At 68.1% G+C, this 16029-nt stretch carries 14 protein-coding genes; 7 read left to right on the top strand and 7 right to left on the bottom strand.

Features of this window, described 5'->3' with window-relative positions:
* The 5 genes from ACFE77_RS13965 to ACFE77_RS13945 form a co-directional block, all read right to left on the bottom strand.
* On the bottom strand, positions 1-428 hold a 428-nt coding region (locus ACFE77_RS13965; protein ID WP_375422258.1), incomplete at its 3' end, for a YhjD/YihY/BrkB family envelope integrity protein.
* Positions 429-434: 6 nt separating this feature from the next.
* Entirely contained in the window at positions 435-1382 is a 948-nt protein-coding gene (locus ACFE77_RS13960) for a DnaJ C-terminal domain-containing protein (RefSeq protein ID WP_375422257.1), read from the bottom strand.
* A gap of 331 nt (positions 1383-1713) precedes the next feature.
* Positions 1714-2601, bottom strand: coding sequence for a transglutaminase N-terminal domain-containing protein (locus tag ACFE77_RS13955; protein WP_375422256.1), 888 nt, complete (start codon positions 2599-2601; stop codon positions 1714-1716).
* The gene (locus ACFE77_RS13950; RefSeq protein ID WP_375422255.1) at positions 2598-5072 is read right to left on the bottom strand and encodes a circularly permuted type 2 ATP-grasp protein; all 2475 of its coding nucleotides are present in this window, start codon (positions 5070-5072) and stop codon (positions 2598-2600) included. Before ACFE77_RS13950 ends, ACFE77_RS13955 begins: the two co-directional genes overlap by 4 nt.
* Positions 5073-5318: 246 nt before the next feature.
* A complete protein-coding gene (locus ACFE77_RS13945; protein WP_375422254.1) occupies positions 5319-6227 on the bottom strand; it encodes a Ku protein in 909 nt (302 codons plus the stop codon).
* A 124-nt stretch (positions 6228-6351) separates the two neighbouring features.
* Between ACFE77_RS13945 and pdxH the strand changes: the two genes are divergently transcribed.
* Genes pdxH through ACFE77_RS13930 form a run of 3 tightly spaced genes read left to right on the top strand, consistent with a single transcriptional unit; the run spans position 6352 to position 8697 of the window.
* On the top strand, positions 6352-6930 hold the full coding sequence (pdxH, locus tag ACFE77_RS13940; RefSeq protein WP_375422253.1) for a pyridoxamine 5'-phosphate oxidase: 579 nt from the start codon (positions 6352-6354) through the stop codon (positions 6928-6930).
* A complete protein-coding gene (locus tag ACFE77_RS13935; protein ID WP_375422252.1) occupies positions 6927-7874 on the top strand; it encodes a cation diffusion facilitator family transporter in 948 nt (315 codons plus the stop codon). Before pdxH ends, ACFE77_RS13935 begins: the two co-directional genes overlap by 4 nt.
* Positions 7875-7899: 25 nt before the next feature.
* Entirely contained in the window at positions 7900-8697 is a 798-nt protein-coding gene (locus ACFE77_RS13930; protein ID WP_375422251.1) for a PhzF family phenazine biosynthesis protein, read from the top strand.
* 60 nt (positions 8698-8757) lie between these two features.
* On the opposite strand, the gene mnmA is transcribed toward ACFE77_RS13930, so the two are convergent.
* Entirely contained in the window at positions 8758-9867 is a 1110-nt protein-coding gene (gene mnmA / locus ACFE77_RS13925; RefSeq protein WP_375422250.1) for a tRNA 2-thiouridine(34) synthase MnmA, read from the bottom strand.
* A 464-nt stretch (positions 9868-10331) separates the two neighbouring features.
* Here mnmA and ACFE77_RS13920 point away from each other — a divergent pair, with 464 nt between their 5' ends.
* Entirely contained in the window at positions 10332-10631 is a 300-nt protein-coding gene (locus ACFE77_RS13920) for a DUF1153 domain-containing protein (RefSeq protein ID WP_375422249.1), read from the top strand.
* Between the two features lie 97 nt (positions 10632-10728).
* Positions 10729-10986: a GlsB/YeaQ/YmgE family stress response membrane protein gene (locus ACFE77_RS13915; protein WP_375422248.1), complete on the top strand. Its 258-nt coding sequence runs from the start codon at positions 10729-10731 to the stop codon at positions 10984-10986.
* An 88-nt stretch (positions 10987-11074) separates the two neighbouring features.
* Here ACFE77_RS13915 and ACFE77_RS13910 read toward each other — a convergent pair whose 3' ends face one another.
* Complete coding sequence (locus ACFE77_RS13910) at positions 11075-11818, bottom strand: SIMPL domain-containing protein (protein WP_375422247.1); 744 nt, start codon at positions 11816-11818, stop codon at positions 11075-11077.
* A gap of 223 nt (positions 11819-12041) precedes the next feature.
* Here ACFE77_RS13910 and ACFE77_RS13905 point away from each other — a divergent pair, with 223 nt between their 5' ends.
* Together ACFE77_RS13905 and ACFE77_RS13900 are read left to right on the top strand one after the other, a co-directional pair.
* A complete protein-coding gene (locus ACFE77_RS13905; protein WP_375422246.1) occupies positions 12042-13214 on the top strand; it encodes an efflux RND transporter periplasmic adaptor subunit in 1173 nt (390 codons plus the stop codon).
* A gap of 4 nt (positions 13215-13218) precedes the next feature.
* The coding region (locus ACFE77_RS13900; RefSeq protein WP_375422245.1) for an efflux RND transporter permease subunit at positions 13219-16029 on the top strand (2811 nt) is incomplete at its 3' end.

The following is a 16029-nucleotide window of genomic DNA, read 5'->3' as shown; positions in this document are numbered from 1 at the left end:
AAGATGTCGCGGATCGTCTCGACGAAGCTGCCGACCGTCCACAGCCCGACCAGCCCGCCGAGCCACAACAGCGATCCGGTGCGTGCGGCGAGCACGTCGCTGAGCGGTTTGCGCAGCAGTTCGGACACGTCGGGCGGCAGGACCCGGAGGAACGAGGCGACGGTCCGCTGCGTCTCCGCGCTCTGCCCGACCACCGACAGCACCCAGGCGGCGGTGATGAAGAACGGGAACAGCGTCATCAGCGCGAGATAGGCGAGGTTGCCGGCGTGGATGAAGCCGTCGTTGTAGACCCCGAGCGCGGATCGCTTGATGATCTCGAACGCGTAGCTGCCGGGCTTCACCTTAGCGAATTGGCGGTCGAGGCGGCGACGCGCGGCACCGTGGTGCTTGCCCCGGTCTTCAGGCGTCAGGGCTGGAACATCGGTCACAGGGGCTCAGACGCCCATCGACGCCCGCGGGTTCCCGCTCGCCTCCCAGGTGTCGGCGAACGCCGCCAGCGCCTCATCCTCGGCAGGGATGTCGATCATCAGCGTCACGAGCTGGTCGCCGCGACCGCCGGCCTTCTTGTGGAAGCCCTTGCCCTTCAGCCGCAGCGTCTTGCCCGAGGTAGTGCCCTTGGGGATCGTCAGCATAACCGGCTTGTCCACGGTCGGCGCGCGCACCGATCCGCCGAGCACGGCTTCCTTCAGCGAGATCGGCAGGTCGACGCGCACGTCGTCGCCGTCGCGGGTGAAGTAGCGATGCGGCTGGACCTCGATCGTCACCAGCGCGTCGCCGGCGCCGCCCGGGCCCGGCTCGCCCTTGCCGGTGAGCTTCATCTGGGTGCCGGTCTCGACCCCGGCGGGAAGCTTCAGGTCGATGGTCTTGCCGTCGCCGAGCGTCACCCGCTGCGGGCTGAGCGTCGCGGCGTCCACGAACGGCACCTGCAGCGTGTAGTTGATCGTTGCGCCCTTGGCTGGAGGCCGTCGACCGAAGCCGCTGGTGAACCCGCCGCCGCCGGCGCCGCCCCCACCACCGCCACGCCCACCGAACAGGCCTTCGAAGATGTCGCCCATCTCGGCACTGTCGCCGCCGAATTCGAAACCGCTGCTGTTGAAGCCGCCGCGTTGCGCGCCCGCGGCACCCGGCCGCTGGCCGCCATAGCCGAACGGCGCGGCGGGATTGCCGTCGCCGTCGATCTCACCACGATCGAACCGCGCGCGCTTGTCCTTGTCGCTCAGCAGGTCGTACGCGTTGGTGACCTGGCTGAAACGCTCGGCAGCCTTGGGATTGTCCTTGTTGCGATCGGGGTGCAGCTCCTTGGCGAGTTTGCGATACGCCTTCTTGATGTCGGCATCCGCCGCGCCGCGTGCCACGCCCAAAATCTGATACGGATCGGCCATCATTTCCCCATCGGTGTGTTACCCGCCTATGTGGGGCAGGGGCCTGCGCGACGCAATCTTGGTGTGGGTCCGAACTCAGTCAGAACAGGGTCGTGACGGAGCGGAATTTGGCGCACAGCTAGGAGCAAGGAGGGAGCGATGCTCTTGCATCGTGACCGACGCGCGACGCCGCTGTGCGCCAAATTCCGCCCGCCGCTGCGCGGTCGCCCGTGGAAGACCGCCGAACGGCGTCGCTTGCTTGCGCGTAGCTATGGCTACGCGTCTGCGCTGCACTCCTTGTCGGCGGTCTTCCACGGGCGATCACGATCCCTGTTCTGACTGAGTTTGGACCCTAGGCGTTTACTGACAGCGGCGCGACATCGACGCTGACGTCCATTCGCTGCGCGCCGGAGCCGAGCACCACGCCGTCGACCGGCGCGATCTCGGCATAGTCGCGGCCCACCGCCATGACGATATGGTCACCCGCCATCCAGATGCCGTTGGTCGGGTCGAGCCCGACCCAGCCGTGCACGGGGCCGCACCACAGCAGCACCCAGGCATGCGTCGCGTCCGCGCCGACCAGCCGTTCCTCGCCCGGTGGCGGGATCGTGCGGATATAGCCCGAGGCATAGGCGGCGGGCAGTCCGGCGGCGCGCAGGCCGGTGATCATCACCTGCGCGAAATCCTGGCAGACGCCCTTGCGCTGTACGAAGGCGTCGTGCGGCGGCGTGTCCACCAGCGTCGCATCCGAATCGAAGGTGAATTCACGCTGGATCCGCTGCGCGAGCGCGATCCCGGCTTCGAGGGCACCGCGCTCCGGCGCCAGATCGGCGGCGCACCAGTCGGCGATGTCGCGGTCGAGCGGGATCAGCGGCGAGGGGAAGAGGTAGTTGGCGGGGCCGGCGGCGGACAGATCGCGGCTGGCGCGGGCGAGCAGCGCGATCTCGCCGAGCGTCGGATCGTCCTGGCTCGGCATCGGCACCGGGCGATCGACGACGACGCGCGCTCGGCTGGCGATCGTCAGTGCGCGGACCGGGCTGTCGACCACCAGCCGCGTGACGTTGGCGAGCCCGGCCTCGGCGCGGGCGGGCGAGGTCCTTCCGGCGGGTTCGACGGTGAGGCTGTACGCCTCCAGCGTCTGGCCCGGCCAGTCGACCGGCTTCAGCCGCAGGTTGCACCGCGCGAACTTGACGCTGGCGCCGTAGTCGAACCGCGTCACGTGGTGGATGTCGTAGATCATGCGAGCGTCAGCCCGCCCGCGCGGAGCGGCTCGGCGCCCTGCAGGAAATAGCGCCGCGCGATCGCCTCGGACAAGCCGCCGAGCCGCCGCTCGACATCGCCCAGCGCCTCGGCATCGATCGTCGCGGCGGTGGCGGTGGCGAGGATCGCGGCCAGGGCTGTAGCCTGCGCCTGTTGCGGCTCGGCCATGCCATCGTCGGCGAGCACCGGCAGCTCGCGCATCCGCTCGACCATGCGTTCGGTCTGATAGGCGAGCGAGCGGGGGTTGCCGGGATCGAGCGCGACCAGATCGACCACCGGCACCCGCGCGATCCCGGTGAGATAACGCTGTCGGTAGCTGATCTGGCTGTCGGCGAGATCGAGCAGCGTCGATAAGTCGTCCGCGGTCGCGCCCGGCATGCCGAACAGCCGCACCGCGCGCGCCATCGCAATCGCGCGTTCGATCCGGCGGCCGAGATCGTGGAACCGCCACGCCGCGGTCCGCCCCATATGCTCGGCCGACAACCCCGCGATCGCGGCATAGCGGCGCTGGAGCGAGCCCGCGCGATCGAGCATGCCGCGGTGGGTGGGGAAGGGTGCTTCCAGCAGCCGCACCATGTCCGCCGAGAGCCGATCGCGCGACCCGTCGCCGATCCCGCGGGCGAGGCGGTTGATGGTCGCGACCGAATGCCACGCTTCGTCCTCCATGGCGGTGCGCGCGAAGGCGGTGAGATCGGCGCGGCGCAGCGTCGCGGGGTGCGGCGCGGCGCCCGCGCCGGTGATCAGGCCCACCAGTTTGCCCACCGTGGTCGGCGCCAGCGCGGCGCCGCCGTCGACGTCGATCGAATTGCCGAGCATCACCCGAATTGCGCCGAGCAGCGCTTCGCCGCGTTCCAGATAGCGGCCGAGCCAGTAGAAATTGTCCGCGACCCGGCTCGGCAGCGTGCCCGGATTTCGGCGGATGTGGAGCGACCCCGTATCGGGCAGCAGCGACACCGGCGCCACCGCGTCGCTGCCATGGATGCACACGTCGGCCGACCAGATGCCCTCGCCCATGATCGTCGCACGCGAATCGGCATGTTCGCCGATCCGCGCGAAGCCGCCGGGCATCACCGTCCACGCGCCGTCCGCGTCGCGCGCGGCGAAGACCCGCAGCGTGAAGGGGCGGGGAACCAGCGCATCGCCGAGCACCACCGGCATCGTCGACAGCCGGACGATCTCCTGCCCGACATAATCCTGCGGGCGTCGTTCCAAGTCGGCGAGCAGCGCCGCACGGGCAGCGCCGGTGATCTCGGCGCCGGCGATCATCCGGTTGGCGGCGAGCCCGAGCGGCGCAGCACCGAAGGCGGGGCCGATCAGCAGCCGATCGAGATCCTCGACCACCCGCGCGCATTCCGACGGCTGCCCGCACCACCAGGTCGCGATGTTGGGCAGATGCAGGCTTTCCCCAAGTAGCCGGGTCGCGAGCTGCGGCAGGAACGCGCCGAACGCGGGCGCTTCGAGCACGCCGACCCCGGGCGCGTTCGACAGCACGACATTGCCCGCGGCGAACGCGTCGATCAGCCCCGGAACGCCGATCTGCGAATGGGTGTCGAACGCCAGCGGATCGATCATCCGCGGGTCGACCCGTCGCCACAACGCATCGACCCGCTTCAGCCCGGCGATGGTGCGGACATAGACATTGTCCTCCAGCGCCGCGAGATCGGCACCCTCGACCAGCAGGAAACCGAGATACCGCGCGAGATGCGCCTGTTCGGGGTAGCTCGGGCTGTACCGGCCCGGCGTCATCAACCCGATCCGCGGATCCGAACGGCGGCAAAAGGCTGCGATGCCGGCGCGGAAGGCGGCAAAGAACGGCGCGTGACGCTGCACGTTGAGCCGAGCCTGCAACCCGCCCAGCGTGCGACTGAGCGCCAGCCGGTTCTCCAGCGCATAGCCCGCCCCCGCAGGCGCGCGGAGGTGATCGGCGAGCACCCGCCATTCGCCGGTCGAGCCGCGGCCGAGATCGACTGCGATAAAGTGGAGATGCTTGCCGCCGGGCGGGTCGAGACCGACCATCGGCCGCAGGAAGGACGGGCTGCCGGTGACCAGCGCGGCAGGGATCATGCCGCGTTCGACGAGCTTGCCGGCGCCATAGAGATCGGCGATCACCGTCTCCATCAACTCTGCGCGCTGGATCACGCCGCGCGCGATGCCGGCCCATTCGTCTGATTCGATCAGCAGCGGCACCGGCGACACTGGCCATGGCCGCTCGTCCGCCTCGCCGATGATCCGGAATCCGGTGCCGATGTCCGCGGCGTGGCGCTGGACGCGCTCGCGCGCATGGCCGAGATCGTCGGAGGCGACCGCAGCGAGTTCCTCGAACATCGCGGTCCACGCCGCCGCGGGGCCAGAACACAGCACGTCATCTGCGGTGGCGCGCGCGCGATAGTCCGCGATCCATCGCCCTGCGTGTGTCGCTGCGTCGAACAGAGGCGCGGGTTGCGTCGCCATCGCCAGCTCTTGCCCTTCGTGTGAACCCCGGATCGACGCTCTACGGTTACGTGCTGCTACGCAACATCAAAAGCATGCGGCCGGGTCAAGGGTGTGACTGACGCGCGGAGGCTGATCCATTCGCGACGCGTCTAAGCCCCTCCCCTTCAGGGGAGGGGTTGGGGTGGGGGGGGGCTCTCCTCGTACGTCACCCCCGCGGAGAAGCCCACCCCCGACCCCCTCCCCTGAAGGGGAGGGGAGTAAGGCTCAGGCCCGCTTCTTCGCCGCGGGCTTGCGGGCGGGGGCGGGTTCCGCCTTCGCGGCCGCGGGCTTCTTGGCTGGCGCCTTCTTCGCCGCCGGAGCGGCCTTTGCCGGCGCCGCGCCGGGCTTCTCCATCGACTTCTTGAGCGCCGCCATCAGGTCGACCACGTTCGACCCCGATCGCCCGGTGCCTTCGCCTTCCTTGTCCTCGATGATCTTGCGGCCCTTCGCCTTGCGCTTGCGCTCGACGAGATCCTTCAGCGCATCGACATAGCGGTCGTGGAACTCGGCCGGATCGAACGCCGCGCTCTTCTTCTGGATCAGCGCCTCGGCGAGGTCGAGCAGATCGGCGTCGGGCGTGTCGTCCGGGATCTCGCGGAAATAGCTCTGCGCCTTGTTGACCTCGTCGGCGTAGCGCAGCGTTTCGAGCACCATGCCGCGGCCGCACGGTTTCAGGCTGACGACATACTCCCGCCCACGCAGCGCGAGCTGGCCGAGCCCGACCTTCTTGGTCCGCCGTAACGCCTCGCGCAGGACGATGAACGCTTCCTCGGCAAGGTCGTCGGCGGGCACGACGAAATAAGGCTTCTCATAATAGAGCACGTCGATCTCGTGCGCGTCGACGAATTGGGTGAGTTCCAGCGTCTTCTTCGATTCGAGCTTCACCGCGTCGATCTCGTCCTGCTCCAGCAGCACGAACTCGCCCTTCTCCACCTCATAGCCCTTCATGATCTCGTCGGTGTCGATCGGACCGATGCCGGTCACCACCTTCTCGTAATGGATCGGCTTGCCGGTCGGTTCGTGGATCTGCTTGAACGAGATCGACGCGCCGGATTTGGTCGCGGAATAGATCTCGACCGGGATCGACACCAGCGCGAGCCGGATCTGTCCTTGCCAATAGGCGCGTGCGGGCATTGGCTTCGTGACCTTTCGTTGCGAGGGCGATTCAATCCCCGGCACGGAGAGTCGTTCCGCGGCGGCACGCGCGGGGGACCACCGATGCCTTCGCGCGCCAAGATTTTATGCTATGGGCGCCGCCATGGCCGACGATCCCTTCGCGCTGTTCGACGCCTGGCTTGCAGAGGCCGAGGCGAGCGAACCCAATGATCCCAACGCGATGGCGCTCGCCACCGCCGACGGAGCAGGCCGGCCCGCGGTGCGCATGGTGCTGCTGAAGGGGCATGGCCGCGACGGTTTCGTGTTCTACACCAACCGCGAGAGCGACAAGGCGCACGATCTCGCCGCCAATGCGCAGGCCGCGTTGCTCTTCCATTGGAAGACGCAGCGCCGGCAGATCCGGATCGAGGGCGCGGTGACGATCGCGTCGGATGCGGAATCGGACGCGTATTTCGCCAGCCGGGGTCGCGATTCGCGGCTGGGCGCCTGGGCGTCGGACCAGTCGCGGCCGCTCGCATCGCGCGCGACGTTCGAGGATCGCGTCGCCGCGGCGGCCGCCAAGTTCGAGGGCGGCGAAGTGCCGCGCCCCGCGCATTGGGGCGGCTACCGCGTGGTGCCGCAGCGCATCGAATTCTGGCAAGATCGCGCCCATCGTCTCCACGAACGGCGGCTGTTCACCCGCGAGGGCGACGGCTGGAGCGAAGGGCTGCTCTACCCATGACCAGGGACGAACGCCGCCGCTTCGTGCCGCTCGCGATCCGCGCCGCACTGGCGAGCGTCGCGGTCGCGGCGTTCCTGCTGGCGTTGAAGGCGATCGCGGCGTGGCAGACCGGATCGATCGCGATGCTCGGGTCGGTGGCGGATACCGGGCTCGACCTGCTCGCCTCGGTGGTGACGCTGTACGGCGTCCGGCTCGCGGCGACGCCCGCGGACCAGGATCACCGGTTCGGCCACGGCAAGGCGGAGGCGCTCGCCGCGCTGTTCCAGGTCGCGCTGATCACCGCGTCGGCGGGCGCGATCGCGTGGCGTGCGATCGCGGCGCTCGGTCGCGACCAGGCGACGGCCAACGCGGATTTCGGCATCGGCGTGTCGGTGGTGGCGATCCTCGCGACGCTGGCGCTGCTCCGTTACCAACGCAGCGTCATCCGCCAGACCGGATCGGTCGCGATCATGGCGGACAACATCCATTATCAATCGGACGTGCTGCTCAACGCCTCGGTGATCGTCGCGCTGGTGCTCGACCGGTTCTTCGGCTGGCACAGCGCCGACCCGATCCTCGGCATCGCCATCGCGCTGTGGCTCGCCTGGGGCGCGTTCCAGGCGTCGTCCAACGCGATCGATCAGTTGATGGACAAGGAATGGCCCGACGCGCAGCGCGCCGCCTTCCTCGATGTCGCCGCGCGCCAGCCCGGCTTGAAGGGCATCCACGATTTCCGCACGCGCCGGTCGGGCAGCCATGATTTCGCGCAGTTCCATATGGAAGTGTCGCCAACGCTGACCGTCGCGAATGCGCACGACATCGTCGAATCGGTCGAACGCAATCTGCGCACCGCTTTCCCGAAGGTCGAGGTGCTGATCCACCTCGATCCGGAGGGTCATGTCGACACCGACAATCCGCTGGTCGAGGCCGATGTCACGCCGCATTGGTTCGGCAAGCGGCTGTGAGCGGCTATTTGGTAAGGATGAAGCGATGAGGATCCCCTTCACCCAGGTCGATGCGTTCTCGGCCGAGCCGTTCGGCGGCAATCCCGCCGCGGTGATGCCGCTGACCGCATGGCTGGACGATAGCGTGCTCCAGCGGATCGCGGAGGAGAACAACCTCAGCGAGACCGCGTTCATCGTTCCCGCCGATGGCGTCGAGGCAGACTTCGAGCTGCGCTGGTTCACCCCGACGAGCGAGGTCGCGCTGTGCGGGCATGCGACGCTGGCGAGCGGGCATGTGGTGCTCGAATCGGGCACGACGCTGACGACGGTGCGGTTCCGGACGCGGCAGGCGGGGATCCTCGAGGTCGCGCGGGCGGATACCGGCTACACGCTGGCCTTGCCCGCCTGGGGGCCGACCGCGATGGACCTGCCGGCCTATGTCGCGGCGCTCGGGCTTGATCGCGCCGATGCGACGCTGTGGCACGACAAGGGCTATGCGCTGATCGTCGTCGCCGATGAAGCGACCGTCCGCGCGCTTGAACCCGATCAGCGCGCGCTGAAAGCAGCGGGGATGGCGGTGGTGATCGTCGCTGCGCCGGGGGACGCCACCGACGTGGTCAGCCGGGTGTTCACGCCGGCGTTCGGCATCGACGAGGATCCGGTGACCGGTGCCGCGCACGCGGTGATGGTGCCTTACTGGGCCGACCGGCTCGGGCGCGACCGCTTCACCGCGTTCCAGGCGAGCGCGCGTGGGGGGCGATTGACCTGCCGGCTCGATGGCGATCGCGTGATCCTCGGGGGCGCTTGCGTCACGGTGATCGAGGGTAGCTTCCTGCTGCCATAGAAATCATCAGGAAGAAGATGTTTTCGCGCCGACACCTCATCTCTGACTTGGTGTGACGCGCTAAGCCGCCGCTGCCATCGCGGGTTCGGTGGTCGCGATCCAGCCGCCGCCGAGCACCCGGTCGCCGGCATAGAGCACCGCCGCCTGGCCCGGCGCCACGCCGTATTCGGGCACATCGAAGCACAGCCGATCGCCTGCGAACCGCGCCGCGACGGGCTTGGCCATCGATCGTACCTTGGCGGTCAGCGCGCCGGCGTGATCGCCGCCGAGCCAGTTCAACCCGGTGAGCGTCGCCGCGCCGACTGCTAGTGCCGCGCGGGGGCCGACGACGACACGGCGCGTCTCGGGCTCCAGGCGAACGACGTAGAAGGGTTCGGGCGCGCCGCCGATCTCGAGCCCACGGCGCTGCCCGACGGTGAAGTGGATCAGCCCGCGATGCGCGCCGAGCCGGGTGCCGTCGAGCGCGACGATGTCGCCCGCGGTGTCGGCGTCGGGGCGGAGCTTCTTGACCAGCCCGGCATAGTCGCCGTCGGGAACGAAGCAGATGTCCTGGCTATCGGGCTTCCCTGCTACCGCCAGGCCCAGCTCGGACGCGATCTCGCGGACGCGCGCCTTGGGCAGGCCACCTAGGGGAAAGCGCAGGAAATCCAGTTGTGGCTGGGTGGTGGCGAACAGGAAATAGCTCTGGTCGCGCGCCGGATCGATCCCGCGGTGGAGCTCCGCCCCCGCGGGGCCCTCGACACGGCGGACATAATGGCCCGTCGCCAGGCAATCGGCGCCGAGATCGTGCGCCATCGCCAGCAGATCGGTGAATTTCGGTCCCATGTTGCATTGGACGCACGGGATCGGGGTGCGTCCGGCGAGGTATTCGTCGGCGAACCGATCGATTACCTGGCTACGGAAGCTGGTCTCGTGATCCAGCACATAATGCGCGATGCCGAGCCGGTCGCACACCGCCCGCGCATCGCGAATGTCACGCCCCGCGCAGCAGCTGCCCGCGCGGCCCACCGCCTCGCCATGATCGTAGAGCTGGAGCGTCACTCCGATCGTCTCGGCACCGGTCCGCGCGGCAAGGGCGGCGACGACCGAACTGTCGACCCCGCCCGACATCGCCACGACGATGCGCTTGCCCCTGGCGTCGCCGCCGAACTGGAAATCCATGCCGTCCATGCCGCGCACATAAGCCTTCGCGGCGCGGTTCGCAAAATTAGGGAAGGTTCACGAACCCTTGCGGTCGGCTTTACCCGGCTTTCACGACACCGCGGCTAGACGGGGTGCAGCAAAGAACAAGAGATCGAGTGTCGCCCGTTGGACCTGAGTTTTCCCCGTTTCGATCTGCAAGAGGAGCTCACCCAGCTTCCTGGCGACGTCGCGTCGCTGATCACCGGGGTCGCTGCGCGTCAGGCGGCCAGCCCGACCGCGCAGGTCCAGGCTCGGTTCGGCACTATGATGGTCGATCCGCGCTTGTTCGCGCCCATTCACGGCGCCTTCAACGGCTCGACCGCTGCTGCGCTAACCAGATGGAGAGAGGAATGAAGCCGCCGTTTACCGCGGCGTTTCAGTCGATCTTCAAGTCCCGCCGCTATCCCACGAAGTTCAGAGAGGGGGCCCCCCGCCCCGATCGAGGTTAAACGATGATCGAAAATCAAAAAATCCGTCCCGCCAAGGTCATCGGCCCGCTCGGCGAGCAATTGACTCTGGATACACTGCCGCCGCCGTCGACGACGCGCTGGGTGGTTCGCCGCAAGGCCGAGGTGGTTGCTGCCGTCAACGGCGGGCTGTTGTCGGTCGACGAGGTCTGCACGCGGTACAATCTGACCGTCGAGGAATTCGCCGGCTGGCAGCGGGCGATCGACCGCTCCGGCATGCCCGGCCTGCGAGTGACGCGCATCCAGCATTACAAGACGTTGTACGAGCGCCAGCAGAAATATTGAGCCATTACGGGACCCGATAGAAACGCACACGGAACATTTATCGCGGTTCGCGAGTCTCTTCGCCACAGCCCGACGGACGGGTGCAACGGAGGGATTTATGGGTATCATCATGTGGCTTATCGTCGGTGGCGTGATCGGCTGGCTCGCCAGCATCATCATGCGGACCGATGGGCAGCAGGGCATCTTCCTCAACATCATCGTCGGCATCGTCGGCGCGTTCATCGCCAGCCTGATCTTCTCGGGCGGTTCGATCAACAACGCACCGCTGACGCTCTACTCGTTCCTCGTGTCGCTGGTGGGTGCCATCATCCTCCTCGCGATCGTCAACCTCGTCCGTCGCGGCAGCGTCCGCTAAATCGCGGACTAGCCGATCGAACGACGAACAAAGGGCCGCCCGGCAACGGGTGGCCCTTTTTCGTATTTAAGAGTTACGGACGACCAGCCTATTGCAGCAGGAACCGTACCGACAGCGTCGCGGTGACCGCCTTCTCGCCCGGCACCACCACCGTCTTCGCGTCCGCCATCGCAGCGCGCGCGAACACCGGCTGCGGCCCACCGCCCCCGCCGTCGTTCTGCCCGGCTTCGGCGATCGACACGATTCGCCCGACCTTCAGGCCCGCGGCGGCGGCGTATAGGTCGGCACGCGCACGCGCGCGCTTGACCGCGTCGGTGCGCGCCTCGTCGAGCGCGACGTCGGCCTTGTCGATCGAGAGGTCGGGACCGTCGATCTGGTTGGCCCCCTGCGCGACCAACGCGTCGAGGATGGTGCCCGCCTTGCCGACATCGCGGAAGCGGATCGTCACCCCGTTTGTCGCCTGGTAGCCGGTGATCACCGGCGGCACGTTTTCTGCGTAGCGATATTGCGGCGACAGCGCGACGGTGGCGGTTGCGACATCGCGCGGCGCGATGCCGGCGCGACGCAGGGCGGCCAGCACCTTTTCCATGCGCGACGCATTGTCGCCCAGTGCCGCGGCCGCGGTTGCCCCCTGCGCGACCACGCCGGCGCGGATCGTCGCGACGTCGGGCACCCGCGTGGTGCGCCCCTCGGCGGTCACGTCGAGAACCGTCCCCGCTGCCGGGATCATCGGTTCTACGGTCTGCGTGGACTGCGCGTTCGCCGTTACCGGTAACGTGACCAACGCAAGTAGCGATGCCGCCGTTATCTTCGTCGTCGCTCGCATCGTCATTCTCCCTGATCGTTCCATGTTGCCTGCGACCTGCCGCAGCCCGCGTCAACGCAAGCTGAACGGAGTTTTACTGCTGCAATATTGCTGGTTTGCTTGCGACCGAGCGCGAAAACGCGCATGGCACAATGATGCGCCGGCCGGGGGGCTTGAGCGTGGTGATCTATTCAGGTAACACAGTGTCGAACCGGCTTTGGCCGAGTATCGCTGCGGGGATGAGAGTGGCATGAATTACGACACCGGACAGATCGGCCATGACGAGCGCCTTGCCCTGCCGGCGCCGGACGAGGCCCGGTCGGGACGCGGTAAGATCATCGCCATCATCCTCGTCATCGCGCTCGTCGCAGCGGCGATCGGGTGGTCGATGTTCGGGCGGAGCAAGCCCGCCCCGCCGCCGCGCGCCGCGGAAGCGCCGAACGTCACCGTCGTCGTGCCGGGTCGCAAGACCGTGGACCGCGTACTCTCCGCGACCGGTACGCTGGCGGCGCGTCGCGAGCTGCCGGTCGGTGTCGCTGGCGAGGGCGGGATGATCACGCGCGTGCTGGTCGAACCGGGCCAGTGGGTCGCGGCGGGTCAGGTGCTCGCCACCGTCGACCGCTCGGTCCAGGTGCAGACCGCCGAGTCGCTGGGTGCGCAGGTCTCGGTCGCGCGATCGGACCAGTCGATCGCGCAATCCGAGCTCGATCGCGCCCAGGCGCTGGTCGATCGCGGCTTCATCTCCAAGGCCGATCTGCAGCGCAAGGCCGCCACCCGCGACGCGGCGGCGGCAAGGGTCAAGGTCGCCCAGGCGACTCTGCGCGAGGCGCAGGCGCGAAACGGCCGGCTCGATATCCGCGCTCCGTCGGCCGGGCTGGTGCTGACCCGCGGCGTCGAGCCGGGGCAGATTGTCGGTTCGGGATCGGGCGTGCTGTTCCGCATGGCCGCCGATGGGCAGATCGAGCTTCGCGCTGCGCTGGCGGAAGCCGATCTCGCGGGTTTGCGGCCGGGTGCACGCGCCAGCGTCACGCCGGTGGGGACGACGCAGAGCTTCCCCGGCGAGGTCTGGCAGGTCTCGCCGGTGATCGATGCGCAGAGCCGACAGGGCGTGGCGCGGATCGCGTTGAAATATGATCCGGCGCTGCGGCCGGGCGGTTTCGCGGCGGCGACGATCGTCGCGGGTGCCAGCGTCGCGCCGCTGCTGCCGGATTCGGCGTTGCAGAGCGACGACAAGGGCAATTTCGTGTATATCGTCGGTGCCGACGACAAGGTCGTGCGGCGCGACATCCGCATCGGTCAGGTTTCCGATGCGGGCGTGGTCGTGCTGGGCGGGCTCGACGGCACCGAGCGAGTCGTCCAATCGGCGGGCGGGTTCCTGGCGCCGGGCCAGAAGGTGAAGCCGATCGTGAAGAAGGCGAGCTGATCCGATGAACTTCCGCAACATCTCGGCCTGGGCGATCCGCAATCCGGTTCCGCCGCTGGTTCTGTTCATCGCGCTGACGCTGGCCGGGATCGTTTCGTTCATGCGGATGGACGTCAACAACGATCCGGACATCGATTTCCCCGTCGCGATCGTCGTGATCAACCAGCCCGGCGCGGCGCCGACCGAGCTCGAGACCCAGGTCACGCAGCGGGTCGAGGCGGCGGTACGATCGCTCCAGGGCATTGACGAGATCAGCTCGACGATCACCGAAGGATCGTCGCAGACCGTCGTCCAGCTCGCGATCGGCACCCCGATCGATCGCGCGGTGACCGACGTTCGCGACGCGATCTCGCAGATCCGCAGCGACCTGCCCGAGGGGATCCTCGAGCCGCAGGTGTTCCGCGCCAACACCACCGACCAGGATCTGGCGAGCTATTCGGCGGTCGCCGACGACATGACGGTGGAACAGCTCAGCTGGTATATCGACAACAACGTCGCGAAGGCGCTGTTGTCGGTGCCCGGCATGGCGGCGGTGCAGCGCAACGGCGGCGTCAGCCGCGAGATCCGCATCATCCTGGATCCGCTCAAGCTCCAGAGCCAGGGGCTGACCGCGAGCCAGGTCAACCAGCAGCTCCGGCAGGTCAACCTCAACGCCGCGGGCGGCCGCGCCGAGATCGCCGGCTCCGAACAATCGGTCCGCGTGCTCGGCAATGCCAAGGACGCGCTGGAGCTCGGCCAGACCCAGATCAACGTCGGCGGTGGCCGCACCGTGCGCCTCGCCGACATCGCGCAGGTCCGCGATCTCTACGCCGAGCAACGCAGCCGCGCCGCGGTGGACGGCCGCCAGGCGATCTCCTTCGACTTCCAGCGCGCGAAGGGCGCGTCCGACGTGACCGTGTTCAACGAGGCGGTGAAGCAACTCGCGCAGCTCGAGAAGCGCAACCCCGGCGTCCGCTTCGTGCTGCGCCAGAACAGCGTCAAATATACCGAGATGCAGTATGAGAGCGCGATGCACGCGATGCTCGAGGGAGCGGTGCTCGCGGTCATCGTCGTGTTCCTGTTCCTGCGCGACTGGCGGGCGACGGTGATTTCCGCGCTGGCGATCCCGCTGTCGGCGATCCCCGCCTTCTGGTTCATGGACCTGCTCGGCTTCAACCTGAACCAAATGACGCTGCTCGCGCTCAGCCTGGTTGCGGGCGTGCTGGTCGACGACGCGATCGTCGAGATCGAAAACATCGTGCGGCACATGCGGATGGGCAAATCCGCCTATCAGGCATCGATCGACGCCGCCGACGAGATCGGCCTCGCGGTGCTGGCGACGACGATGGCGATCGTCGCGGTGTTCCTGCCGGTCGGGCTGATGCCGGGCGTGTCGGGGCAGTTCTTCAAGAATTTCGGGCTGACCGTGGTCGCGTCGGTGCTGATGAGCCTCGCGGTCGCGCGACTGATCACCCCGATGCTCGCGGCGTATTTCCTCAAGTCGTTCGGTGTCGCGAGCCACGGCGAAGGGCCGATCATGGACGCCTATGTGGCGACGCTCCACTGGACGCTCGACTCCCGTCTGGCGCGCGCGGCGAAGGCGAGTGGCAGCCGGTTCAAGCGGATGACCGCGCGCTTCCGCGATCACCGCATGTGGGTGATGGGGCTCGGCGCGTTCGCGTTCCTGCTGACGATCGTGATGTTCGGGGTGATCCCGATGCAGTTCCAGCCGCAGCAGGACAACGACACCTCCACCGCGATGATCGAGATGGTGCCGGGCACGACCCTGCAGCAGACCGACGTCGTCGTCACCCGCGTCGCCGAACTGCTGCGCGGTCAGCCCGACGTCGAGTCGGTCTATGCGCGAACGGGGCAGAACGGCGCGGTCAACAGCGGGCGGGTCACCGCGACGCTGAAGGACGGGCGGAAGGTCACCAGCACCGAATTCGAACGCGCGCTCGCGCCGAAGCTCGCCGACTTCGCGGATGCGCGAGTGTCCTTCCGGTCGCAGAACGGCTGGGGCGGCAGCAGTCGCGACATGACCGTGACGCTGGGCGGCGACGATCCCAAGCTGCTCCAGGCGACCGCGGAGAAGATCGTTGCCGAGATGGCGACGTTGCCGACGCTGGTGGCGCCGCGGATCGCGGGCAATCTCCAGCGGCCGGAGATCGTGATCCGGCCACGGCTCGATCTCGCCGCCAACCTCGGCGTGACCACCCAGGCATTGTCGAGCGCGATCCGGATCGCGACGCTCGGCGATATCGACCAGAACAGCGCGCGCTTCTCGCTCAGCGATCGCCAGATTCCGATCCGCGTCGCGCTCGATCAGGGCGCTCGGTCGCAGCTGTCGACGATCCAGAACCTGCCCGTGTCGACCTCCAACGGCGGCTCGGTGCCGCTCAGCCTGGTCGCAGAAATCGGGCTCGGGTCCGGGCCGACCAAGATCGACCGCGTCAATCAGCAGCGTCAGCTGTCGATCGGCGCCGATCTCGCACCCGGGATCGTCTCGGGCGTCGCGCAGAAGCAGATCGACGCGCTGCCGACGATGAAGAACCTGCCGATGGGCGTGAACAAGCTGACGCTCGGCCAGGCCAAGTGGCAGGCCGAGATGGTCAACAACTTCATCATGGCGGTGATCGCCGGCACCTTCCTGGTGTTCGCGGTGCTGGTGCTGCTCTATCGCCGCGCGCTGCCGCCGTTCGTCAACATGGGCTCGCTGCTGCTTGCGCCGCTCGGCGGGCTGATCGCGCTGTGGGCGACCGGCAATCCGATCTCGATGCCGGTGTTCATCGGGCTGCTGATGCTGCTCGGCATCGTCGCCAAGAACTCGATCCTG

This window comes from uncultured Sphingomonas sp. (genome assembly GCF_964243315.1).
Classification (GTDB): domain Bacteria; phylum Pseudomonadota; class Alphaproteobacteria; order Sphingomonadales; family Sphingomonadaceae; genus Sphingomonas.
Note: the sequence above shows the minus strand (reverse complement) of the source record. Positions and strands in the feature narration are given on the sequence as shown.

Bases quoted from the DNA above. Each gene is read 5' to 3' on its own strand.
- ACFE77_RS13960 (WP_375422257.1), bottom strand. From the start codon at position 1,382: ATGGCCGATCCGTATCAGATTTTGGGCGTGGCACGCGGCGCGGCGGAT.
- ACFE77_RS13955 (WP_375422256.1), bottom strand. From the start codon at position 2,601: ATGATCTACGACATCCACCACGTGACGCGGTTCGACTACGGCGCCAGC.
- ACFE77_RS13950 (WP_375422255.1), bottom strand. From the start codon at position 5,072: ATGGCGACGCAACCCGCGCCTCTGTTCGACGCAGCGACACACGCAGGG.
- ACFE77_RS13945 (WP_375422254.1), bottom strand. From the start codon at position 6,227: ATGCCCGCACGCGCCTATTGGCAAGGACAGATCCGGCTCGCGCTGGTG.
- pdxH (WP_375422253.1), top strand. From the start codon at position 6,352: ATGGCCGACGATCCCTTCGCGCTGTTCGACGCCTGGCTTGCAGAGGCC.
- ACFE77_RS13935 (WP_375422252.1), top strand. From the start codon at position 6,927: ATGACCAGGGACGAACGCCGCCGCTTCGTGCCGCTCGCGATCCGCGCC.
- ACFE77_RS13930 (WP_375422251.1), top strand. From the start codon at position 7,900: ATGAGGATCCCCTTCACCCAGGTCGATGCGTTCTCGGCCGAGCCGTTC.
- mnmA (WP_375422250.1), bottom strand. From the start codon at position 9,867: ATGGACGGCATGGATTTCCAGTTCGGCGGCGACGCCAGGGGCAAGCGC.
- ACFE77_RS13920 (WP_375422249.1), top strand. From the start codon at position 10,332: ATGATCGAAAATCAAAAAATCCGTCCCGCCAAGGTCATCGGCCCGCTC.
- ACFE77_RS13915 (WP_375422248.1), top strand. From the start codon at position 10,729: ATGGGTATCATCATGTGGCTTATCGTCGGTGGCGTGATCGGCTGGCTC.
- ACFE77_RS13910 (WP_375422247.1), bottom strand. From the start codon at position 11,818: ATGACGATGCGAGCGACGACGAAGATAACGGCGGCATCGCTACTTGCG.
- ACFE77_RS13905 (WP_375422246.1), top strand. From the start codon at position 12,042: ATGAATTACGACACCGGACAGATCGGCCATGACGAGCGCCTTGCCCTG.